The 22,602-nt window shown below is 68.3% G+C and carries 18 protein-coding genes; 9 read left to right on the top strand and 9 right to left on the bottom strand.

What is annotated here, in order from left to right; all coding sequences use genetic code 11:
* Positions 1-286, bottom strand: a 286-nt coding sequence (gene rpsF / locus UW392_RS45245) for a 30S ribosomal protein S6 (RefSeq protein ID WP_320781157.1), incomplete at its 3' end; no start/stop codon positions are given.
* Between the two features lie 288 nt (positions 287-574).
* Between rpsF (UW392_RS45245) and UW392_RS45240 the strand changes: the two genes are divergently transcribed.
* The 3 genes from UW392_RS45240 to UW392_RS45230 all read left to right on the top strand — a co-directional run bounded on the left by UW392_RS45240 (position 575) and on the right by UW392_RS45230 (position 3,307).
* Positions 575-889: a hypothetical protein gene (locus UW392_RS45240; RefSeq protein WP_320781158.1), complete on the top strand. Its 315-nt coding sequence runs from the start codon at positions 575-577 to the stop codon at positions 887-889.
* A gap of 185 nt (positions 890-1,074) precedes the next feature.
* Complete coding sequence (femX, locus tag UW392_RS45235) at positions 1,075-2,196, top strand: peptidoglycan bridge formation glycyltransferase FemX (RefSeq protein WP_320781159.1); 1,122 nt, start codon at positions 1,075-1,077, stop codon at positions 2,194-2,196.
* A 79-nt stretch (positions 2,197-2,275) separates the two neighbouring features.
* Complete coding sequence (locus UW392_RS45230) at positions 2,276-3,307, top strand: alanine racemase (protein ID WP_320781160.1); 1,032 nt, start codon at positions 2,276-2,278, stop codon at positions 3,305-3,307.
* A 136-nt stretch (positions 3,308-3,443) separates the two neighbouring features.
* Here the strand turns inward: UW392_RS45230 and UW392_RS45225 are convergent, their stop codons facing one another.
* Positions 3,444-4,949: a glycosyltransferase family 87 protein gene (locus UW392_RS45225; protein WP_320781161.1), complete on the bottom strand. Its 1,506-nt coding sequence runs from the start codon at positions 4,947-4,949 to the stop codon at positions 3,444-3,446.
* A 119-nt stretch (positions 4,950-5,068) separates the two neighbouring features.
* Positions 5,069-7,720 carry a transglycosylase domain-containing protein gene (locus UW392_RS45220; RefSeq protein ID WP_320781162.1) on the bottom strand — a complete coding sequence of 884 codons (2,652 nt, stop codon included), beginning with the start codon at positions 7,718-7,720 and terminating at the stop codon, positions 5,069-5,071.
* A gap of 394 nt (positions 7,721-8,114) precedes the next feature.
* Between UW392_RS45220 and UW392_RS45215 the strand changes: the two genes are divergently transcribed.
* From UW392_RS45215 to UW392_RS45205, 3 genes are all read left to right on the top strand, one after another.
* Positions 8,115-8,792, top strand: coding sequence for a PadR family transcriptional regulator (locus UW392_RS45215; protein ID WP_320781163.1), 678 nt, complete (start codon positions 8,115-8,117; stop codon positions 8,790-8,792).
* 44 nt (positions 8,793-8,836) lie between these two features.
* Complete coding sequence (locus UW392_RS45210; protein ID WP_320781164.1) at positions 8,837-9,919, top strand: inositol-3-phosphate synthase; 1,083 nt, start codon at positions 8,837-8,839, stop codon at positions 9,917-9,919.
* 79 nt (positions 9,920-9,998) lie between these two features.
* A complete protein-coding gene (locus UW392_RS45205) occupies positions 9,999-11,261 on the top strand; it encodes an MFS transporter (RefSeq protein ID WP_320781165.1) in 1,263 nt (420 codons plus the stop codon).
* Positions 11,262-11,341: 80 nt separating this feature from the next.
* Here UW392_RS45205 and UW392_RS45200 read toward each other — a convergent pair whose 3' ends face one another.
* From UW392_RS45200 to UW392_RS45190, 3 genes are all read right to left on the bottom strand, one after another.
* Entirely contained in the window at positions 11,342-12,604 is a 1,263-nt protein-coding gene (locus tag UW392_RS45200) for an MFS transporter (protein WP_320781165.1), read from the bottom strand.
* A gap of 79 nt (positions 12,605-12,683) precedes the next feature.
* Entirely contained in the window at positions 12,684-13,766 is a 1,083-nt protein-coding gene (locus UW392_RS45195) for an inositol-3-phosphate synthase (protein WP_320781164.1), read from the bottom strand.
* A gap of 44 nt (positions 13,767-13,810) precedes the next feature.
* Positions 13,811-14,488 (bottom strand): PadR family transcriptional regulator, encoded by a 678-nt coding sequence (locus tag UW392_RS45190; RefSeq protein WP_320781163.1) that lies wholly within the window; start codon positions 14,486-14,488, stop codon positions 13,811-13,813.
* Positions 14,489-14,882: 394 nt separating this feature from the next.
* On the opposite strand from UW392_RS45190, the gene UW392_RS45185 reads away from it, so the two are divergent.
* Positions 14,883-17,534, top strand: a complete 2,652-nt coding sequence (locus UW392_RS45185) for a transglycosylase domain-containing protein (RefSeq protein ID WP_320781162.1) — start codon at positions 14,883-14,885, stop codon at positions 17,532-17,534.
* Between the two features lie 119 nt (positions 17,535-17,653).
* A complete protein-coding gene (locus UW392_RS45180; RefSeq protein ID WP_320781161.1) occupies positions 17,654-19,159 on the top strand; it encodes a glycosyltransferase family 87 protein in 1,506 nt (501 codons plus the stop codon).
* Between the two features lie 136 nt (positions 19,160-19,295).
* Here the strand turns inward: UW392_RS45180 and UW392_RS45175 are convergent, their stop codons facing one another.
* The 3 genes from UW392_RS45175 to UW392_RS45165 all read right to left on the bottom strand — a co-directional run bounded on the left by UW392_RS45175 (position 19,296) and on the right by UW392_RS45165 (position 22,028).
* Entirely contained in the window at positions 19,296-20,327 is a 1,032-nt protein-coding gene (locus UW392_RS45175) for an alanine racemase (RefSeq protein WP_320781160.1), read from the bottom strand.
* A gap of 79 nt (positions 20,328-20,406) precedes the next feature.
* Positions 20,407-21,528, bottom strand: coding sequence for a peptidoglycan bridge formation glycyltransferase FemX (gene femX / locus UW392_RS45170; protein ID WP_320781159.1), 1,122 nt, complete (start codon positions 21,526-21,528; stop codon positions 20,407-20,409).
* 185 nt (positions 21,529-21,713) lie between these two features.
* Positions 21,714-22,028 carry a hypothetical protein gene (locus UW392_RS45165; RefSeq protein WP_320781158.1) on the bottom strand — a complete coding sequence of 105 codons (315 nt, stop codon included), beginning with the start codon at positions 22,026-22,028 and terminating at the stop codon, positions 21,714-21,716.
* A 288-nt stretch (positions 22,029-22,316) separates the two neighbouring features.
* On the opposite strand from UW392_RS45165, the gene rpsF (UW392_RS45160) reads away from it, so the two are divergent.
* The coding region (rpsF, locus tag UW392_RS45160) for a 30S ribosomal protein S6 (protein WP_320781157.1) at positions 22,317-22,602 on the top strand (286 nt) is incomplete at its 3' end.

Raw genomic sequence — 22,602 nt, 5'->3', positions numbered from 1 at the left:
GGGTCTCGGGACGGAGGACCTTGGTCCGGAGGACCGACTCGTTCAGGTTCATCTGGCGGTCGAGCTCCTTGACGACCGCAGGCTCGGCCTGCAGGTCGATGACCGAGTAGATGCCCTCGGGCTTCTTCTTGATCTCGTACGCGAGACGACGACGGCCCCAGGTGTCGACCTTCTCGACCTTTCCGCCGCCGTCACGGACGACAGAAAGGAAGTTCTCGATCAGCGGAGAGACAGCGCGCTCCTCGACCTCGGGGTCGAGGATGACCATCACCTCGTAGTGACGCATGTGGAACCCACCTCCTTTGGACTCAGCGGCCACGGTCGTTCCGTGGCAGGAGGGTTGTGATGCGTTCGCCTCGGTACCTGTCCAGTCAAACAGCGGCCACTGACAATCGGTCGATTGTCAGCGCCCGTCGAAGGGCTCTCAGAGCTGGTACTGGGCAGACACCGGTGCAGACGGTACACAGTACCCGCACACCGGCTTCCGGTTGAAATCCGGCCGCGAAGGCAGACAATCTGTACACAAAGGGTGTGTAAGGCGCTACGATGCGCCGCTTCTCGCAGGAGGTGCCCGATGGCACAAGTAATGCGGACCGACACCGCCGGCGGCCTCTTCGCCACGGACGGCAAGCCCCATCCGCGCCAGGACGTCCTCATGGCCGTCACGCTGGTACTCGGCTTCCTGGCGTTCATCACCGCGTTCTTCCACCACCTGCACCTGCTCAGCTCCTGGGCCGGACTGGTGGGCATCCTCACCGGCGCCTACGGCCAGTGGAACTCGGAGACGACCCGTGGCCGCTTCGGCCTGATCGTCGGCATGGGGGCCGCCGGCGTCGGCTTCCTCATCGCCATGGCGCACGGCGGCCTCTTCGGCGGGGTCATCGACTGACACGGGGCTCCTCGCTCCGGCGGCCGGGGCCCCGCGCCCCGGCGGCCGCCCGGCCGGAGCCGCCCGCCCGGCCGGAGCAAAGGAGCCGTGGGCCCAGTCGGGGCGCGCAGCGGGCGCAGTAGGCTTCGCGCGAGAGCCGGAGCCCCTGAACCCATGGGGACACACCAGCCCGAGGAGCGCCCCGAATGAGTCTGACCCTGAGGACCATCAGCCGAGAGCAGCATCTGGCGTACATCCAGAGCCTGCCGTCGGCGAGCCACATGCAGGTCCCGGCATGGGCGGACGTCAAGGCGGAGTGGCGCTCGGAGAACCTCGGCTGGTTCGACGACAGGACCGGTGAGCTGGTCGGCGCGGGGCTCGTCCTGTACCGCCAGCTGCCGAAGATCAAGCGTTACCTGGCGTACCTCCCCGAGGGGCCGGTCATCAACTGGTTCGCCCCGAACCTCCAGGAATGGCTCGAACCGATGCTGGCGCACCTGAAGCAACAGGGTGCGTTTTCGGTCAAGATGGGTCCGCCGGTGATCATTCGGCGCTGGGAGGCCACGTCGATCAAGAAGGGCATCCAGGACCCGGACGTCAAGCGGCTGCGGGACATCGAGGCCGACTTCATCGAGCCGCGCGCCTTCGAGGTGGCCGACAAGCTGCGCCGCATGGGCTGGCAGCAGGGCGAGGACGGCGGCGCCGGCTTCGGCGACGTGCAGCCCCGCTACGTCTACCAGGTCCCGCTGGCCAACCGGTCCCTGGAAGAGGTCCACAAGAACTTCAACCAGCTGTGGCGCCGCAACATCAAGAAGGCCGAGAAGGCCGGTGTCGAGGTGGTCCAGGGCGGCTACCACGACCTGGAGGAGTGGCAGCGGCTGTACGAGATCACGGCCGTCCGCGACCACTTCCGGCCGCGCCCGCTCTCGTACTTCCAGCGTATGTGGTCGGCGCTGAACAGCGAGGACCCCAACCGCATGCGGCTGTACTTCGCCCGCCACAACGGGGTGAACCTGTCCGCGGCGACGATGCTGGTCGTCGGCGGTCACGTCTGGTACTCCTACGGCGCCTCCGACAACATCGGCCGTGAGGTCCGCCCGTCGAACGCCATGCAGTGGACGATGCTGCGCGACGCCTACGCGCTCGGCGCCACCGTCTACGACCTGCGGGGCATCTCCGACTCCCTGGACGAGACCGACCACCTCTTCGGGCTGATCCAGTTCAAGGTCGGCACGGGCGGTGAGGCCGGCGAGTACCTCGGCGAGTGGGACTTCCCGCTCAACAAGCTGCTCCACAAGGCGCTCGACCTCTACATGTCGCGCCGCTGACCCGCGTTCCACGCCCCACCCTCTCCGTCCCATCCTCTTCGCACACACGGCAGCCACGAGAAAGGTCCCAGGTCCGGCCATGGCGCTCACGCTCTACGTCGACACCGCGCGCTGGCGGGCGCACCACAAGCACGTGCAGGAGCAGTTCCCGGGGCTGGTCCCGGTCTGCAAGGGCAACGGCTACGGCTTCGGGCACGAGCGGCTGGCGGAGGAGGCCACACGGCTGGGCTCGGACGTCCTGGCCGTCGGCACGACGTACGAGGCCGCCCGGATCAAGGACTACTTCGGCGGCGACCTGCTGGTCCTGACGCCCTACCGGCGCGGCGAGGAGCCCGTGCCGCTGCCCGACCGGGTCATCCGCTCGGTCTCCTCCATCGACGGCGTCTACGGCCTGGTGGGCGCGCGCGTGGTCATCGAGGTGATGTCCTCGATGAAGCGGCACGGCATCGCCGAGCAGGACCTGCCGCAGCTGCACGCCGCCATCGAGAACGTCCGCCTGGAGGGCTTCGCCATCCACCTGCCGCTCGACCGCACCGACGGCTCGGACGCCGTCGAGGAGGTCATCGGCTGGATGGACCGGCTGCGCGCGGCCCGGCTGCCGCTGCACACGATGTTCGTCAGCCACCTCAAGGCCGACGAGCTGGCCAGGCTCCAGCAGCAGTTCCCGCAGACCCGGTTCCGCGCCCGTATCGGCACCCGGCTGTGGCTCGGGGACCACGACGCCACCGAGTACCACGGAGCCGTCCTGGACGTCACGCGGGTCGTCAAGGGGGAGCGCTTCGGCTATCGGCAGCAGAAGGCGGCCTCGGACGGCTTCCTGGTGGTCGTGGCCGGCGGCACGTCGCACGGTGTCGGCCTGGAGGCCCCGAAGGCCCTGCACGGCGTGATGCCGCGCGCCAAGGGCGTCGCCCGCGCCGGACTCGCCACGGTCAACCGCAACCTCTCGCCGTTCGTCTGGGGCGGCAAGCAGCGCTGGTTCGCGGAGCCGCCGCACATGCAGGTCTCGATCCTCTTCGTCCCCTCGGACGCGCCCGAGCCGAAGGTCGGCGACGAACTGGTGGCCCACCTGCGGCACACCACTACGCAGTTCGACCGGATCCTCGACCGCTGACGGCGGTCCCTGACGGCCGTCAGGGACGGTCACAGGGATCGCGGCGAGATAACCGGAAGGCCGTACACGGTGAACCGTGTACGGCCTTCGTGCGTTCTCGTGTGCTCCGGGCGGCGTGCCACCACGGGGCGTTCGCTCAGAGTGAACCGCCGTTCCGCTGATCGGTGCCCCACCGCACCTGCGGCCGGTCCTCGTGCGTCGCGGAGACGGGCCGGCGGGCCGCTCGGCCCAGGACGAAGACGTCGTCGGCGCCGTCGAGCACCCCGCCGGAGGGATCGTCGTCACCGGCCCTGCGCACCGGGTCCCGGTCGGGCATGAGGATGTCGCGGACGACCATCACGCAGAGGTACAGCGTGCCCAGCAGGTGCAGTCCGATCGCCCAGTGGTAGCCGTCGGTCGGCAGTCCCTTGTGGGCGTCTCCGCTGGTCGTGTACGCGAGGTACATCCAGATGCCGAGGAAGTAGGCGACCTCGCAGGCCTGCCAGATCAGGAAGTCCCGCCACTTCGGCCGGGCCAGCGCGGCGAGGGGGATCAGCCACAGCACGTACTGCGGCGAGTAGACCTTGTTGGTGAGGATGAAGGCCGCGACGATCAGGAAGGCGAGCTGGGCGAAGCGGGGCCGGCGGTAGGAGGTCAGCGCGAGAGCCGCGACGCCGGCGCAGCACAGCAGCATCAGGAGCATGGCGAGGGTGTTGACGGTCTCGGTGCTGATCGGGTCGTCCGAGTTCTGGGCCAGCACCAGCCAGAAGGACCCGAAGTCGACGCCCCGCTCCTGGCTGAACGTGTAGAACTTCGACCAGCCGTCATAGGCGAAGAGCATCACCGGCAGGTTCACCACGAGCCAGGAGACGACGGCGCCGGTGAGCGCGATGCCGTACTGCCGCCACTTGCCGGCCCGCCAGCACAGGACGAGCAGCGGGCCGAGGACGAGGAACGGGTAGAGCTTGGCGGCCGTGGCCAGGCCCAGCAGGACGCCGAAGGCCAGGGGGCGGCTCCTGGACCACATCAGCATCGCCGCGGCCGTCAGGGCGACCGCCAGCAGGTCCCAGTTGATCGTGGCGGTGAGGGCGAAGGCGGGCGCCAGCGCGATCAGCAGACCGTCCCACGGACGCCGCGCATGGGTCCGGGTGACACAGACCGCGATGACGACCGCGCAGATCATCAACATGCCGGCGTTGACCAGCCAGTACCACTGCTGCTGGTCCTGGAGGCTGCCGCTGCCCGGTGTGATCCAGGAGGCCACCTCCATGAAGACACCGGTCAGCACCGGGTACTCCAGGTACTGCATGTCGCCGGGGATCTTGTCGAAGTACGGGACGAGGTCGTCCGCGAACCCTCTTCCGGTGAACAGGTGCGGGATGTCCGAGTAGCAGGCGTGGGTGTACTGGGAGCTGGCGCCGAAGAACCAGCCGCCGTTGTAGCAGGGCGCCTTCTGGACCAGACCGAGGGCGAACATGCCGATCGCCACGAGCGCGATCACCCGCACCGGCGTCCACCATGACGTCCCGAGCAGGGCCCGTCGGCCGACCGGGCCGCCGATCAGCTCGCTGCCGGCCGCGGCGACCTCGTCGTCCTTGGTCGGCCGCACCGGCTCCGGCCTGGCGCTCGCTTGCGTCGATTCTGCACTGGGCATGGGCCACATCCTGCCGTACGTACCTCGGAAAACGCCGAGGGCCGCCGCACCGAGTCGGTGCGGCGGCCCTGTTTCACGTGAAACATACGGGTGTTTCACGTGAAACGCCCATGCCGGGCGATCCGGGGCTAACCGAAGATGCCCCCGTTCTGGTTACCTCTCGGATCGCCTTCCTCTGTCGTTTCCGAGGCCGAGGGTGATGTCGACGTCTCGTCACCGTCGCCGGGATCACCTGTCTCGGTGCCTCCGTCGCCCTCTTCCTCACAGTTCCAGTCGAAGACGCCACAGGTCTCGCTGGTGGTCGGCGTCGGGCTCTCCTCCTGCCGGGTCTCCGACTCCGTGGGAGTGGGGGTCGGGCTCTCCTCTTCCTTCTCGCTCTCCGTGACCGAGGGGGTCGGGGTGGGCGACGGCTCGTCGTTGACGACCTCACCGATGGGCTCCGGCTTCGGGAACTTCTTCGCCGGCTCGCCCTTCAGCGCCTGCTCCATGTAGTCGTGGAAGATCTCGGACGGGAACGAGGCACCGTGGATCGACTCCTGGTTACCCGTCCCGTACATCTCCAGGAACTGGCGGTTCTTGATGGTCTCGTCGTCCGGGTAGCGGAACATGGTGATCGCGGTCGAGAGCTGCGGGGTGTAGCCGACGAACCAGGCCGACTTGTTGCCGTCGGTCGTACCGGTCTTACCCGCCACTTCCCGGCCCGTGAGCTGGGCGTTGGTACCCGTGCCCTTCTCGACGACGGTCTTCAGCACGTCCGTGACGTTGTCCGCGACCTTCGAGGTGAAGGCCTGCTCGGTCTCGACCTTGTGCGAGTAGATCGTGCCGTCCTTGTCCGTCACCTTCGTGACGGAGAACGGGTCACGCTGCTTGCCGCTGGTGGCGAAGGTGGCGTACGAGCCGGCCATCCGGATCGCGCTGGGGTCGGAGGTACCGATGGAGAAGGAGGGGAACGTCGTACCGGCGAGGCTGTCCTCCAGAAGCCCGGCGCCGAGCGCGGAGTCCTTCACCTTGTCCAGACCGACGTCCATGCCGAGCTGCACGAAGGCGCTGTTGATCGACTCCCGCATCGCCTCACGGAGGTCGATCTCGTAGTCCGGTGCCTCGCCGGCGGAGGCGTTGGCGCCGCCGTCATTGGTCTGCAGCCACTCCTCGCCCTTCTCGTTCTGCCAGACGCTCCCGTCGTAGTTCTTGACCTTCCACTTGTTCTTGCCGGTGTACAGGCTCTTCGGCGAGACGATGGTGCGCTCGTCCTGGGCCTGGACCTCGCCGAGGTCCGGGTCGCGCACGCCGTACGTCATCGCGGCCGCCAGCACGAACGGCTTGAACGTCGAACCGACCTGGGCACCGGTCTGGTCGGCGTTGTTGGTGAAGTGAGTGGTCGCGTCCGCGCCGCCGTAGATGGCCTCGATGGCACCGGTCTCGGGGTTGACCGAAGCACCGCCGAACTGGACGTCGGTGTCCGTCTCGGGCCGCTTCTTCGGGTCGATGTTCTTCTTGTAGACCTTGGTTACGGCGTCTTCCAGCTCCCCGACCTTCTTTTTGTCGAAGGTGGTGTAGATCGAGTAGCCGCCCTGCTCCAGCTGGTTGGAGGTGACCACGTCGTTCTTGAGCAGGGACGCCTTGGCGAGGTCGACCAGGTAACCGATCTGCCCGCTCAGCTGGGTGTTCGAGCGCGGGTTCTGCCACTTCGGCAGCTTGGTGTACTTGGCGCGCTCGGTCGCGTCGAGGTGGCCGTACTCGACCATCTTGTCGAGGGTGTCCTGCATCTGCAGCAGGGCCCGCCTGCTGTTGTCCTTCGGCGTGGCGGCCGTGTCGACGGACTGGGCTCCGGCCGGGTCGTAGTACGTCGCGCCCTTGAGCATCGCCGAGAGGAAGGCGCACTCACCGGGGTTCAGGTCGACGGCGTCCTTGTCGAAGTACGCCCGGGACGCCGCCTGGATGCCCCAGGCGCCGCGGCCGTAGTAGGCGGAGTTCAGATAGCCGGCGAGGATGTCGTCCTTGTCGACGTCCGTGCCCACCTTGATGGACACGAAGATCTCCTTGACCTTGCGGGAGATCGTCTGCGACTGGTCGTCCAGCATGGCGTTCTTCACGTACTGCTGGGTGATCGTCGAGCCGCCCTGGGTGTCGCCGCCCTTGGCCATGTTGAACACGGCGCGCGCGATGCCCTTGGGGTCGATGCCGCTGTCGTCGTAGAAGGTCTTGTTCTCCTGCGAGATGACGGCGTTCTGCATCTCCTTGGGGATCTGCGAGAGGTCGACGATCTGCCGGTTGCGCTCACCGCCCGTGGAGACCATCTGGGTGCCGTCGGCCCAGTAGTAGACGTTGTTCTGCGCCTGCGCGGTCTTGGCGACATCGGGGATGCCGACCATGGCGTAGGCGATGCCCGCCGCGGCGACCATGGCGCCGAAGAAGCCGACGCACAGACCGGAGACGAGCTTCCAGGACGGCACCCAGCGGCGCCACCCGTACTTGTCGAAGCGTGGATAGTCGATGATCCGCTTCTTGCCCGGATCGGGCCGGCGACCGGCCGGAGCGGCCCGGCGGCCGGGCTCGGCCGCGCGGCGTCGGCTGCCCGAGCCGCGCTGGGCCGCGCGACGGGCCTCGGCACGGCTCCCGTATTCGCGTTCCTCACCTCCCCCCGCGTAAGAGCCGGACGGAGACTCTGTGGCGCCTCGCGGTGCCGCGCGGCGGGCGGAGGACGAACCGGACTGGCCGCGTCGGGCCGCGGCACGTCCGCCTCCCTGCGGCTGCGGCGGTTTGCGACGGTGCTCGCTCATCGAACGACTACTCCTCGGGCAGGCGCACCATTGCGCGCCTGGCAACGGCGGCTGGTTTCCGGTCCCCCCGAAGTACGGATGCGGCCGCTGCCGTATTCACCCGTACTGCACCAGGGACGGGGACGCGCTCGGGCGTCACTCGGTTCCTTGTGGTCTGCATGGCGCACAGACTACGCACCGGCAAAACCACCGAGCGCCGAAGTTCACCTCAAATCAGGCAACTTGCTTCCCATGAATCAGCGATGTGATCCCGTTCACGGCCCCACCCCTTGTCGCGCGGGAGGCGCCGTTCTATCGTGCTGATGTATCGAGTCGATACATCAGCACGGCATAAAGACCAGAACGAGCCCGCCGCGACAGCCGTCGGGACGGATCGCGGAAGAGGGAGGCGACGATGAGCCGGCGTTCCGGCATCCTTGAGTTCGCCGTCCTCGGCCTGCTCCGCGAATCCCCGATGCACGGCTATGAGCTGCGCAAACGGCTCAACACGTCGCTGGGTGTGTTCCGCGCGTTCAGTTACGGAACGCTGTACCCCTGCCTCAAGACGCTGGTCGCCAACGGCTGGTTGATCGAGGAGCCGGGGAACACCTCCGAGGCCACCGCCGCCCTGGCGGGACGCCGCGCCAAGATCGTCTACCGGCTGACGGCAGAAGGTAAGGAGCACTTCGAACAGCTCCTCTCCCAGACGGGTCCCGACGCGTACGAGGACGAGACCTTCGCCGCCCGCTTCGCCTTCTTCGGACAGACGTCGCGTGACGTGCGCATGCGCGTGCTGGAGGGCCGCCGCAGTCGTCTGGAGGAGCGCCTGGAGAAGATGCGTGCCTCGCTGGCCCGCACCCGGGAGCGCCTGGACGACTACACCCTCGAACTGCAGCGCCACGGCATGGAGTCCGTGGAGCGCGAAGTGCGCTGGTTGAACGAGCTCATCGAGAGCGAGCGGGCGGGACGGGACCTGCGCGGTTCCGCCTCCGAGGGGCCCGCTCAACAGGACACGACACATGGAGCGCCGGGCGGCCTGCCCCGGCCCGGGGACCGCCCCGGGCCGGATACGCCCGACGACACCGCCACGTGAGCGCCCAGTCAGGGCCTCACTCGTACACACAGGGAGCAACCGGAATGGGTTCGGTTCGCGTAGCCATCGTCGGTGTGGGCAACTGCGCCGCATCGCTGGTGCAGGGCGTCGAGTACTACAAGGACGCCGACCCGGCGGCCAAGGTCCCGGGCCTGATGCACGTCCAGTTCGGTGACTACCACGTCAGCGACATCGAGTTCGTCGCCGCCTTCGACGTGGACGCCAAGAAGGTCGGTCTGGACCTGGCGGACGCCATCGGCGCCTCCGAGAACAACACCATCAAGATCTGCGACGTGCCGAACACCGGCGTGCAGGTCCAGCGCGGCCACACCTACGACGGTCTCGGCAAGTACTACCGCCAGACCATCGAGGAGTCCGCCGAGGCGCCGGTCGACATCGTCCAGATCCTCAAGGACAAGCAGGTCGACGTCCTGGTCTGCTACCTGCCCGTGGGCTCCGAGGCCGCGGCGAAGTACTACGCCCAGTGCGCCATCGACGCCAAGGTCGCCTTCGTCAACGCCCTCCCGGTCTTCATCGCCGGCACCAAGGAGTGGGCGGACAAGTTCACCGAGGCGGGCGTGCCCATCGTCGGTGACGACATCAAGTCGCAGGTCGGCGCCACCATCACGCACCGCGTCATGGCGAAGCTGTTCGAGGACCGGGGCGTCGTCCTGGACCGCACGATGCAGCTGAACGTCGGCGGCAACATGGACTTCAAGAACATGCTCGAGCGTGAGCGCCTGGAGTCCAAGAAGATCTCCAAGACGCAGGCCGTCACCTCGCAGATCCCCGACCGGGACCTCGGCGAGAACAACGTCCACATCGGCCCGTCCGACTACGTCGCCTGGCTGGACGACCGCAAGTGGGCCTACGTCCGCCTCGAAGGCCGTGCCTTCGGCGACGTCCCGCTAAACCTGGAGTACAAGCTGGAGGTCTGGGACTCCCCGAACTCCGCCGGTGTCATCATCGACGCCCTGCGCGCCGCGAAGATCGCCAAGGACCGCGGTATCGGCGGCCCCGTGCTCTCCGCGTCGAGCTACTTCATGAAGTCCCCGCCGGTCCAGTACTTCGACGACGAGGCCCGCGCCAACGTCGAGAAGTTCATCGCGGGCGAGGTCGAGCGCTGAGCCGCTCGCACCCCGCGAACGTCGAGGGTCCCCGAGGCAGTGCGCCCGGGGACCCTCCTCGTATGTGAGGCTGTGCCCCATGGCCGTCGTCCGTGACCTCCGTGTCCTGCTGCGTCTGAAGGGGTTCCGGCGCCTGCTGGCCGTCCGGCTGCTCTCCCAGGGAGCCGACGGCGTCTTCCAGGTCGGGCTCGCCACCTACGTCGTCTTCTCGCCGGAGAAGCAGACCTCCGCCGCCGCGATCGCCTCCGCCATGGCGGTCCTGCTGCTCCCGTACTCCCTCGTCGGCCCCTTCGCCGGCGTCCTGCTGGACCGCTGGCGCCGCCGCCAGGTCTTTCTCTTCGGCAACCTGCTGCGGGCCCTCATGGCCACGGTGACCGCCGCCCTGATGATCGTCTCCGTCCCGGACTGGCTCTTCTACGTCTGCGCCCTGTGCGTCACCGCCGTGAACCGCTTCGTCCTGGCCGGACTCTCCGCCGCACTGCCCCGCGTCGTCGATGCCGAGCGGCTGGTGCTCGCCAACTCACTCTCCCCGACGGCCGGGACCCTGGCCGCCACCGCGGGCGGGGGCCTCGCCGTCGCCGTACGGATCGTCGTCGCCGACACCGACGCCGCCGTGGTGCTGCTGGGCGCGGTCCTCTACCTGTGCGGCGCCCTGGCCGCCCTGCGCATGGCGGTGGAACTGCTCGGACCCGACCGGGCACTGATACGGCCCCGCCTCGCCACGGCCCTCGCCGGCACCGCACGTGACCTGATGGCCGCCGTACGGCACCTCGCCGCTCCCGCCCGTCGGGAGGCCGCCTGGTCGCTCGCCGCGATGACGCTGATGCGGTTCTGCTACGGCGCCCTGCTCGTGATGCTGCTGATGCTCTGCCGGTACTCCCTGACCTCGGACACCGACGAGGGGCTGGCCCTGCTCGGTCTGGCGCTGGGTGTCTCGGGTGTCGGCTTCTTCGTGGCGGCGGTGCTCACTCCCTGGACGGCGGGCCGGCTCGGTCCCGGCCGCTGGATGGCCCTGTGCGCCGCGGTCGCCGCGGTACTGGAACCGGCCCTCGGGCTCCCGTTCACCACCGCACCGCTGATCGCCGCCGCGTTCGTCCTGGGCCTCACGACCCAGGGTTCGAAGATCGCGACCGACACCATCGTGCAGTCGTCGGTCGACGACGCCTTCCGGGGCCGGATCTTCTCCGTCTACGACGTGCTGTTCAACATCGCCTTCGTCGGCGCCGCCGCGGTCGCCGCTCTCATGCTGCCGCCGGACGGCCGCTCGGTACCGCTCGTCGTCACGGTCGCCGTCCTCTACGCGGCGGTCGCGATGGCCATGGCCCGGCGCGCACGCCGGTAGCCACAGATGACTTACAGATGACATCGCGGCGGTGTTTCACGTGAAACACCGCCGCGATGTCATCTGTAAGTCATCTGTGGCTACCGGCGTGCGCGCCGGGCCATGGCCATCGCGACCGCCGCGTAGAGGACGGCGACCGTGACGACGAGCGGTACCGAGCGGCCGTCCGGCGGCAGCATGAGAGCGGCGACCGCGGCGGCGCCGACGAAGGCGATGTTGAACAGCACGTCGTAGACGGAGAAGATCCGGCCCCGGAAGGCGTCGTCGACCGACGACTGCACGATGGTGTCGGTCGCGATCTTCGAACCCTGGGTCGTGAGGCCCAGGACGAACGCGGCGGCGATCAGCGGTGCGGTGGTGAACGGGAGCCCGAGGGCCGGTTCCAGTACCGCGGCGACCGCGGCGCACAGGGCCATCCAGCGGCCGGGACCGAGCCGGCCCGCCGTCCAGGGAGTGAGCACCGCCGCCACGAAGAAGCCGACACCCGAGACACCCAGCGCCAGACCGAGCAGGGCCAGCCCCTCGTCGGTGTCCGAGGTCAGGGAGTACCGGCAGAGCATCAGCAGCATCACGAGCAGGGCGCCGTAGCAGAACCGCATCAGCGTCATCGCGGCGAGCGACCAGGCGGCCTCCCGACGGGCGGGAGCGGCGAGGTGCCGTACGGCGGCCATCAGGTCACGTGCGGTGCCGGCGAGGGCCGTGGCGAGGCGGGGCCGTATCAGTGCCCGGTCGGGTCCGAGCAGTTCCACCGCCATGCGCAGGGCGGCCAGGGCGCCGCACAGGTAGAGGACCGCGCCCAGCAGCACCACGGCGGCGTCGGTGTCGGCGACGACGATCCGTACGGCGACGGCGAGGCCCCCGCCCGCGGTGGCGGCCAGGGTCCCGGCCGTCGGGGAGAGTGAGTTGGCGAGCACCAGCCGCTCGGCATCGACGACGCGGGGCAGTGCGGCGGAGAGTCCGGCCAGGACGAAGCGGTTCACGGCGGTGACGCACAGGGCGCAGACGTAGAAGAGCCAGTCCGGGACGGAGACGATCATCAGGGCGGCGGTCACCGTGGCCATGAGGGCCCGCAGCAGGTTGCCGAAGAGAAAGACCTGGCGGCGGCGCCAGCGGTCCAGCAGGACGCCGGCGAAGGGGCCGACGAGGGAGTACGGGAGCAGCAGGACCGCCATGGCGGAGGCGATCGCGGCGGCGGAGGTCTGCTTCTCCGGCGAGAAGACGACGTAGGTGGCGAGCCCGACCTGGAAGACGCCGTCGGCTCCCTGGGAGAGCAGCCGGACGGCCAGCAGGCGCCGGAACCCCTTCAGACGCAGCAGGACACGGAGGTCACGGACGACGGCCATGGGGCACAGCCTCACATACGAGGAGGGTCCCCGGGCGCACTGCCTCGGGGACCCTCGACGTTCGCGGGGTGCGAGCGGCTCAGCGCTCGACCTCGCCCGCGATGAACTTCTCGACGTTGGCGCGGGCCTCGTCGTCGAAGTACTGGACCGGCGGGGACTTCATGAAGTAGCTCGACGCGGAGAGCACGGGGCCGCCGATACCGCGGTCCTTGGCGATCTTCGCGGCGCGCAGGGCGTCGATGATGACACCGGCGGAGTTCGGGGAGTCCCAGACCTCCAGCTTGTACTCCAGGTTTAGCGGGACGTCGCCGAAGGCACGGCCTTCGAGGCGGACGTAGGCCCACTTGCGGTCGTCCAGCCAGGCGACGTAGTCGGACGGGCCGATGTGGACGTTGTTCTCGCCGAGGTCCCGGTCGGGGATCTGCGAGGTGACGGCCTGCGTCTTGGAGATCTTCTTGGACTCCAGGCGCTCACGCTCGAGCATGTTCTTGAAGTCCATGTTGCCGCCGACGTTCAGCTGCATCGTGCGGTCCAGGACGACGCCCCGGTCCTCGAACAGCTTCGCCATGACGCGGTGCGTGATGGTGGCGCCGACCTGCGACTTGATGTCGTCACCGACGATGGGCACGCCCGCCTCGGTGAACTTGTCCGCCCACTCCTTGGTGCCGGCGATGAAGACCGGGAGGGCGTTGACGAAGGCGACCTTGGCGTCGATGGCGCACTGGGCGTAGTACTTCGCCGCGGCCTCGGAGCCCACGGGCAGGTAGCAGACCAGGACGTCGACCTGCTTGTCCTTGAGGATCTGGACGATGTCGACCGGCGCCTCGGCGGACTCCTCGATGGTCTGGCGGTAGTACTTGCCGAGACCGTCGTAGGTGTGGCCGCGCTGGACCTGCACGCCGGTGTTCGGCACGTCGCAGATCTTGATGGTGTTGTTCTCGGAGGCGCCGATGGCGTCCGCCAGGTCCAGACCGACCTTCTTGGCGTCCACGTCGAAGGCGGCGACGAACTCGATGTCGCTGACGTGGTAGTCACCGAACTGGACGTGCATCAGGCCCGGGACCTTGGCCGCCGGGTCGGCGTCCTTGTAGTACTCGACGCCCTGCACCAGCGATGCGGCGCAGTTGCCCACACCGACGATGGCTACGCGAACCGAACCCATTCCGGTTGCTCCCTGTGTGTACGAGTGAGGCCCTGACTGGGCGCTCACGTGGCGGTGTCGTCGGGCGTATCCGGCCCGGGGCGGTCCCCGGGCCGGGGCAGGCCGCCCGGCGCTCCATGTGTCGTGTCCTGTTGAGCGGGCCCCTCGGAGGCGGAACCGCGCAGGTCCCGTCCCGCCCGCTCGCTCTCGATGAGCTCGTTCAACCAGCGCACTTCGCGCTCCACGGACTCCATGCCGTGGCGCTGCAGTTCGAGGGTGTAGTCGTCCAGGCGCTCCCGGGTGCGGGCCAGCGAGGCACGCATCTTCTCCAGGCGCTCCTCCAGACGACTGCGGCGGCCCTCCAGCACGCGCATGCGCACGTCACGCGACGTCTGTCCGAAGAAGGCGAAGCGGGCGGCGAAGGTCTCGTCCTCGTACGCGTCGGGACCCGTCTGGGAGAGGAGCTGTTCGAAGTGCTCCTTACCTTCTGCCGTCAGCCGGTAGACGATCTTGGCGCGGCGTCCCGCCAGGGCGGCGGTGGCCTCGGAGGTGTTCCCCGGCTCCTCGATCAACCAGCCGTTGGCGACCAGCGTCTTGAGGCAGGGGTACAGCGTTCCGTAACTGAACGCGCGGAACACACCCAGCGACGTGTTGAGCCGTTTGCGCAGCTCATAGCCGTGCATCGGGGATTCGCGGAGCAGGCCGAGGACGGCGAACTCAAGGATGCCGGAACGCCGGCTCATCGTCGCCTCCCTCTTCCGCGATCCGTCCCGACGGCTGTCGCGGCGGGCTCGTTCTGGTCTTTATGCCGTGCTGATGTATCGACTCGATACATCAGCACGATAGAACGGCGCCTCCCGCGCGACAAGGGGTGGGGCCGTGAACGGGATCACATCGCTGATTCATGGGAAGCAAGTTGCCTGATTTGAGGTGAACTTCGGCGCTCGGTGGTTTTGCCGGTGCGTAGTCTGTGCGCCATGCAGACCACAAGGAACCGAGTGACGCCCGAGCGCGTCCCCGTCCCTGGTGCAGTACGGGTGAATACGGCAGCGGCCGCATCCGTACTTCGGGGGGACCGGAAACCAGCCGCCGTTGCCAGGCGCGCAATGGTGCGCCTGCCCGAGGAGTAGTCGTTCGATGAGCGAGCACCGTCGCAAACCGCCGCAGCCGCAGGGAGGCGGACGTGCCGCGGCCCGACGCGGCCAGTCCGGTTCGTCCTCCGCCCGCCGCGCGGCACCGCGAGGCGCCACAGAGTCTCCGTCCGGCTCTTACGCGGGGGGAGGTGAGGAACGCGAATACGGGAGCCGTGCCGAGGCCCGTCGCGCGGCCCAGCGCGGCTCGGGCAGCCGACGCCGCGCGGCCGAGCCCGGCCGCCGGGCCGCTCCGGCCGGTCGCCGGCCCGATCCGGGCAAGAAGCGGATCATCGACTATCCACGCTTCGACAAGTACGGGTGGCGCCGCTGGGTGCCGTCCTGGAAGCTCGTCTCCGGTCTGTGCGTCGGCTTCTTCGGCGCCATGGTCGCCGCGGCGGGCATCGCCTACGCCATGGTCGGCATCCCCGATGTCGCCAAGACCGCGCAGGCGCAGAACAACGTCTACTACTGGGCCGACGGCACCCAGATGGTCTCCACGGGCGGTGAGCGCAACCGGCAGATCGTCGACCTCTCGCAGATCCCCAAGGAGATGCAGAACGCCGTCATCTCGCAGGAGAACAAGACCTTCTACGACGACAGCGGCATCGACCCCAAGGGCATCGCGCGCGCCGTGTTCAACATGGCCAAGGGCGGCGACACCCAGGGCGGCTCGACGATCACCCAGCAGTACGTGAAGAACGCCATGCTGGACGACCAGTCGCAGACGATCTCCCGCAAGGTCAAGGAGATCTTCGTGTCCATCAAGGTGGGCACGGACGTCGACAAGGACGACATCCTCGCCGGCTATCTGAACTCCGCCTACTACGGCCGCGGCGCCTGGGGCATCCAGGCGGCGTCCCGGGCGTACTTCGACAAGGACGCCGTCGACCTGAACCCCGGTGAGTGCGCCTTCCTCTCGGCGATGCTCAAGGGCGCGACGTACTACGACCCGGCCGGAGCCCAGTCCGTCGACACGGCCGCCACGCCGAAGGACAACAGCAGGCGGGCCCTGCTGCAGATGCAGGACACCCTCGACAAGATGGTCGAGTACGGCCACCTCGACGCGACCGAGCGCGCCAAGTACACCAAGCTGCCGAAGTGGCAGAACCCGCGCTCGAACACCCAGCTGAGCGGGCAGATCGGTTACCTGGTCGACCTCGCCAAGGCGTCCCTGCTCAAGAACGACGTGGTCACCTCCAACCAGCTGGAGCAGGGCGGCTACTCGATCTACACCACCTTCGACAAAAAGAAGGTCGGGGAGCTGGAAGACGCCGTAACCAAGGTCTACAAGAAGAACATCGACCCGAAGAAGCGGCCCGAGACGGACACCGACGTCCAGTTCGGCGGTGCTTCGGTCAACCCCGAGACCGGTGCCATCGAGGCCATCTACGGCGGCGCGGACGCGACCACTCACTTCACCAACAACGCCGACCAGACCGGTGCCCAGGTCGGTTCGACGTTCAAGCCGTTCGTGCTGGCGGCCGCGATGACGTACGGCGTGCGCGACCCGGACCTCGGCGAGGTCCAGGCCCAGGACGAGCGCACCATCGTCTCGCCGAAGAGCCTGTACACCGGCAAGAACAAGTGGAAGGTCAAGAACTACGACGGGAGCGTCTGGCAGAACGAGAAGGGCGAGGAGTGGCTGCAGACCAATGACGGCGGCGCCAACGCCTCCGCCGGCGAGGCACCGGACTACGAGATCGACCTCCGTGAGGCGATGCGGGAGTCGATCAACAGCGCCTTCGTGCAGCTCGGCATGGACGTCGGTCTGGACAAGGTGAAGGACTCCGCGCTCGGCGCCGGGCTTCTGGAGGACAGCCTCGCCGGTACGACGTTCCCCTCCTTCTCCATCGGTACCTCCGACCCCAGCGCGATCCGGATGGCCGGCTCGTACGCCACCTTCGCCACCAGCGGCAAGCAGCGTGACCCGTTCTCCGTCACGAAGGTGACGGACAAGGACGGCACGATCTACTCGCACAAGGTCGAGACCGAGCAGGCCTTCACCTCGAAGGTCGCGGACAACGTCACGGACGTGCTGAAGACCGTCGTCGAGAAGGGCACGGGTACCAACGCCCAGCTCACGGGCCGGGAAGTGGCGGGTAAGACCGGTACGACCGACGGCAACAAGTCGGCCTGGTTCGTCGGCTACACCCCGCAGCTCTCGACCGCGATCACCATGTTCCGCTACCCGGACGACGAGACCATCAAGAACCGCCAGTTCCTGGAGATGTACGGGACGGGTAACCAGGAGTCGATCCACGGTGCCTCGTTCCCGTCCGAGATCTTCCACGACTACATGGAGCAGGCGCTGAAGGGCGAGCCGGCGAAGAAGTTCCCGAAGCCGGAGCCCATCGGTGAGGTCGTCAACGACGAGCCGTCGCCCACCCCGACCCCCTCGGTCACGGAGAGCGAGAAGGAAGAGGAGAGCCCGACCCCCACTCCCACGGAGTCGGAGACCCGGCAGGAGGAGAGCCCGACGCCGACCACCAGCGAGACCTGTGGCGTCTTCGACTGGAACTGTGAGGAAGAGGGCGACGGAGGCACCGAGACAGGTGATCCCGGCGACGGTGACGAGACGTCGACATCACCCTCGGCCTCGGAAACGACAGAGGAAGGCGATCCGAGAGGTAACCAGAACGGGGGCATCTTCGGTTAGCCCCGGATCGCCCGGCATGGGCGTTTCACGTGAAACACCCGTATGTTTCACGTGAAACAGGGCCGCCGCACCGACTCGGTGCGGCGGCCCTCGGCGTTTTCCGAGGTACGTACGGCAGGATGTGGCCCATGCCCAGTGCAGAATCGACGCAAGCGAGCGCCAGGCCGGAGCCGGTGCGGCCGACCAAGGACGACGAGGTCGCCGCGGCCGGCAGCGAGCTGATCGGCGGCCCGGTCGGCCGACGGGCCCTGCTCGGGACGTCATGGTGGACGCCGGTGCGGGTGATCGCGCTCGTGGCGATCGGCATGTTCGCCCTCGGTCTGGTCCAGAAGGCGCCCTGCTACAACGGCGGCTGGTTCTTCGGCGCCAGCTCCCAGTACACCCACGCCTGCTACTCGGACATCCCGCACCTGTTCACCGGAAGAGGGTTCGCGGACGACCTCGTCCCGTACTTCGACAAGATCCCCGGCGACATGCAGTACCTGGAGTACCCGGTGCTGACCGGTGTCTTCATGGAGGTGGCCTCCTGGATCACACCGGGCAGCGGCAGCCTCCAGGACCAGCAGCAGTGGTACTGGCTGGTCAACGCCGGCATGTTGATGATCTGCGCGGTCGTCATCGCGGTCTGTGTCACCCGGACCCATGCGCGGCGTCCGTGGGACGGTCTGCTGATCGCGCTGGCGCCCGCCTTCGCCCTCACCGCCACGATCAACTGGGACCTGCTGGCGGTCGCCCTGACGGCCGCGGCGATGCTGATGTGGTCCAGGAGCCGCCCCCTGGCCTTCGGCGTCCTGCTGGGCCTGGCCACGGCCGCCAAGCTCTACCCGTTCCTCGTCCTCGGCCCGCTGCTCGTCCTGTGCTGGCGGGCCGGCAAGTGGCGGCAGTACGGCATCGCGCTCACCGGCGCCGTCGTCTCCTGGCTCGTGGTGAACCTGCCGGTGATGCTCTTCGCCTATGACGGCTGGTCGAAGTTCTACACGTTCAGCCAGGAGCGGGGCGTCGACTTCGGGTCCTTCTGGCTGGTGCTGGCCCAGAACTCGGACGACCCGATCAGCACCGAGACCGTCAACACCCTCGCCATGCTCCTGATGCTGCTGTGCTGCGCCGGCGTCGCGGCTCTCGCGCTGACCTCCTACCGCCGGCCCCGCTTCGCCCAGCTCGCCTTCCTGATCGTCGCGGCCTTCATCCTCACCAACAAGGTCTACTCGCCGCAGTACGTGCTGTGGCTGATCCCCCTCGCCGCGCTGGCCCGGCCGAAGTGGCGGGACTTCCTGATCTGGCAGGCCTGCGAGGTCGCCTACTTCCTCGGCATCTGGATGTACCTCGCGTACACGACCAGCGGAGACGCCCACAAGGGACTGCCGACCGACGGCTACCACTGGGCGATCGGACTGCACCTGCTGGGCACGCTGTACCTCTGCGTGATGGTCGTCCGCGACATCCTCATGCCCGACCGGGACCCGGTGCGCAGGGCCGGTGACGACGATCCCTCCGGCGGGGTGCTCGACGGCGCCGACGACGTCTTCGTCCTGGGCCGAGCGGCCCGCCGGCCCGTCTCCGCGACGCACGAGGACCGGCCGCAGGTGCGGTGGGGCACCGATCAGCGGAACGGCGGTTCACTCTGAGCGAACGCCCCGTGGTGGCACGCCGCCCGGAGCACACGAGAACGCACGAAGGCCGTACACGGTTCACCGTGTACGGCCTTCCGGTTATCTCGCCGCGATCCCTGTGACCGTCCCTGACGGCCGTCAGGGACCGCCGTCAGCGGTCGAGGATCCGGTCGAACTGCGTAGTGGTGTGCCGCAGGTGGGCCACCAGTTCGTCGCCGACCTTCGGCTCGGGCGCGTCCGAGGGGACGAAGAGGATCGAGACCTGCATGTGCGGCGGCTCCGCGAACCAGCGCTGCTTGCCGCCCCAGACGAACGGCGAGAGGTTGCGGTTGACCGTGGCGAGTCCGGCGCGGGCGACGCCCTTGGCGCGCGGCATCACGCCGTGCAGGGCCTTCGGGGCCTCCAGGCCGACACCGTGCGACGTGCCGCCGGCCACGACCACCAGGAAGCCGTCCGAGGCCGCCTTCTGCTGCCGATAGCCGAAGCGCTCCCCCTTGACGACCCGCGTGACGTCCAGGACGGCTCCGTGGTACTCGGTGGCGTCGTGGTCCCCGAGCCACAGCCGGGTGCCGATACGGGCGCGGAACCGGGTCTGCGGGAACTGCTGCTGGAGCCTGGCCAGCTCGTCGGCCTTGAGGTGGCTGACGAACATCGTGTGCAGCGGCAGCCGGGCCGCGCGCAGCCGGTCCATCCAGCCGATGACCTCCTCGACGGCGTCCGAGCCGTCGGTGCGGTCGAGCGGCAGGTGGATGGCGAAGCCCTCCAGGCGGACGTTCTCGATGGCGGCGTGCAGCTGCGGCAGGTCCTGCTCGGCGATGCCGTGCCGCTTCATCGAGGACATCACCTCGATGACCACGCGCGCGCCCACCAGGCCGTAGACGCCGTCGATGGAGGAGACCGAGCGGATGACCCGGTCGGGCAGCGGCACGGGCTCCTCGCCGCGCCGGTAGGGCGTCAGGACCAGCAGGTCGCCGCCGAAGTAGTCCTTGATCCGGGCGGCCTCGTACGTCGTGCCGACGGCCAGGACGTCCGAGCCCAGCCGTGTGGCCTCCTCCGCCAGCCGCTCGTGCCCGAAGCCGTAGCCGTTGCCCTTGCAGACCGGGACCAGCCCCGGGAACTGCTCCTGCACGTGCTTGTGGTGCGCCCGCCAGCGCGCGGTGTCGACGTAGAGCGTGAGCGCCATGGCCGGACCTGGGACCTTTCTCGTGGCTGCCGTGTGTGCGAAGAGGATGGGACGGAGAGGGTGGGGCGTGGAACGCGGGTCAGCGGCGCGACATGTAGAGGTCGAGCGCCTTGTGGAGCAGCTTGTTGAGCGGGAAGTCCCACTCGCCGAGGTACTCGCCGGCCTCACCGCCCGTGCCGACCTTGAACTGGATCAGCCCGAAGAGGTGGTCGGTCTCGTCCAGGGAGTCGGAGATGCCCCGCAGGTCGTAGACGGTGGCGCCGAGCGCGTAGGCGTCGCGCAGCATCGTCCACTGCATGGCGTTCGACGGGCGGACCTCACGGCCGATGTTGTCGGAGGCGCCGTAGGAGTACCAGACGTGACCGCCGACGACCAGCATCGTCGCCGCGGACAGGTTCACCCCGTTGTGGCGGGCGAAGTACAGCCGCATGCGGTTGGGGTCCTCGCTGTTCAGCGCCGACCACATACGCTGGAAGTACGAGAGCGGGCGCGGCCGGAAGTGGTCGCGGACGGCCGTGATCTCGTACAGCCGCTGCCACTCCTCCAGGTCGTGGTAGCCGCCCTGGACCACCTCGACACCGGCCTTCTCGGCCTTCTTGATGTTGCGGCGCCACAGCTGGTTGAAGTTCTTGTGGACCTCTTCCAGGGACCGGTTGGCCAGCGGGACCTGGTAGACGTAGCGGGGCTGCACGTCGCCGAAGCCGGCGCCGCCGTCCTCGCCCTGCTGCCAGCCCATGCGGCGCAGCTTGTCGGCCACCTCGAAGGCGCGCGGCTCGATGAAGTCGGCCTCGATGTCCCGCAGCCGCTTGACGTCCGGGTCCTGGATGCCCTTCTTGATCGACGTGGCCTCCCAGCGCCGAATGATCACCGGCGGACCCATCTTGACCGAAAACGCACCCTGTTGCTTCAGGTGCGCCAGCATCGGTTCGAGCCATTCCTGGAGGTTCGGGGCGAACCAGTTGATGACCGGCCCCTCGGGGAGGTACGCCAGGTAACGCTTGATCTTCGGCAGCTGGCGGTACAGGACGAGCCCCGCGCCGACCAGCTCACCGGTCCTGTCGTCGAACCAGCCGAGGTTCTCCGAGCGCCACTCCGCCTTGACGTCCGCCCATGCCGGGACCTGCATGTGGCTCGCCGACGGCAGGCTCTGGATGTACGCCAGATGCTGCTCTCGGCTGATGGTCCTCAGGGTCAGACTCATTCGGGGCGCTCCTCGGGCTGGTGTGTCCCCATGGGTTCAGGGGCTCCGGCTCTCGCGCGAAGCCTACTGCGCCCGCTGCGCGCCCCGACTGGGCCCACGGCTCCTTTGCTCCGGCCGGGCGGGCGGCTCCGGCCGGGCGGCCGCCGGGGCGCGGGGCCCCGGCCGCCGGAGCGAGGAGCCCCGTGTCAGTCGATGACCCCGCCGAAGAGGCCGCCGTGCGCCATGGCGATGAGGAAGCCGACGCCGGCGGCCCCCATGCCGACGATCAGGCCGAAGCGGCCACGGGTCGTCTCCGAGTTCCACTGGCCGTAGGCGCCGGTGAGGATGCCCACCAGTCCGGCCCAGGAGCTGAGCAGGTGCAGGTGGTGGAAGAACGCGGTGATGAACGCCAGGAAGCCGAGTACCAGCGTGACGGCCATGAGGACGTCCTGGCGCGGATGGGGCTTGCCGTCCGTGGCGAAGAGGCCGCCGGCGGTGTCGGTCCGCATTACTTGTGCCATCGGGCACCTCCTGCGAGAAGCGGCGCATCGTAGCGCCTTACACACCCTTTGTGTACAGATTGTCTGCCTTCGCGGCCGGATTTCAACCGGAAGCCGGTGTGCGGGTACTGTGTACCGTCTGCACCGGTGTCTGCCCAGTACCAGCTCTGAGAGCCCTTCGACGGGCGCTGACAATCGACCGATTGTCAGTGGCCGCTGTTTGACTGGACAGGTACCGAGGCGAACGCATCACAACCCTCCTGCCACGGAACGACCGTGGCCGCTGAGTCCAAAGGAGGTGGGTTCCACATGCGTCACTACGAGGTGATGGTCATCCTCGACCCCGAGGTCGAGGAGCGCGCTGTCTCTCCGCTGATCGAGAACTTCCTTTCTGTCGTCCGTGACGGCGGCGGAAAGGTCGAGAAGGTCGACACCTGGGGCCGTCGTCGTCTCGCGTACGAGATCAAGAAGAAGCCCGAGGGCATCTACTCGGTCATCGACCTGCAGGCCGAGCCTGCGGTCGTCAAGGAGCTCGACCGCCAGATGAACCTGAACGAGTCGGTCCTCCGGACCAAGGTCCTCCGTCCCGAGACCC

The organism is Streptomyces sp. CRN 30 (genome assembly GCF_034105845.1).
This window is presented reverse-complemented; position numbering and strand designations above follow the sequence as displayed.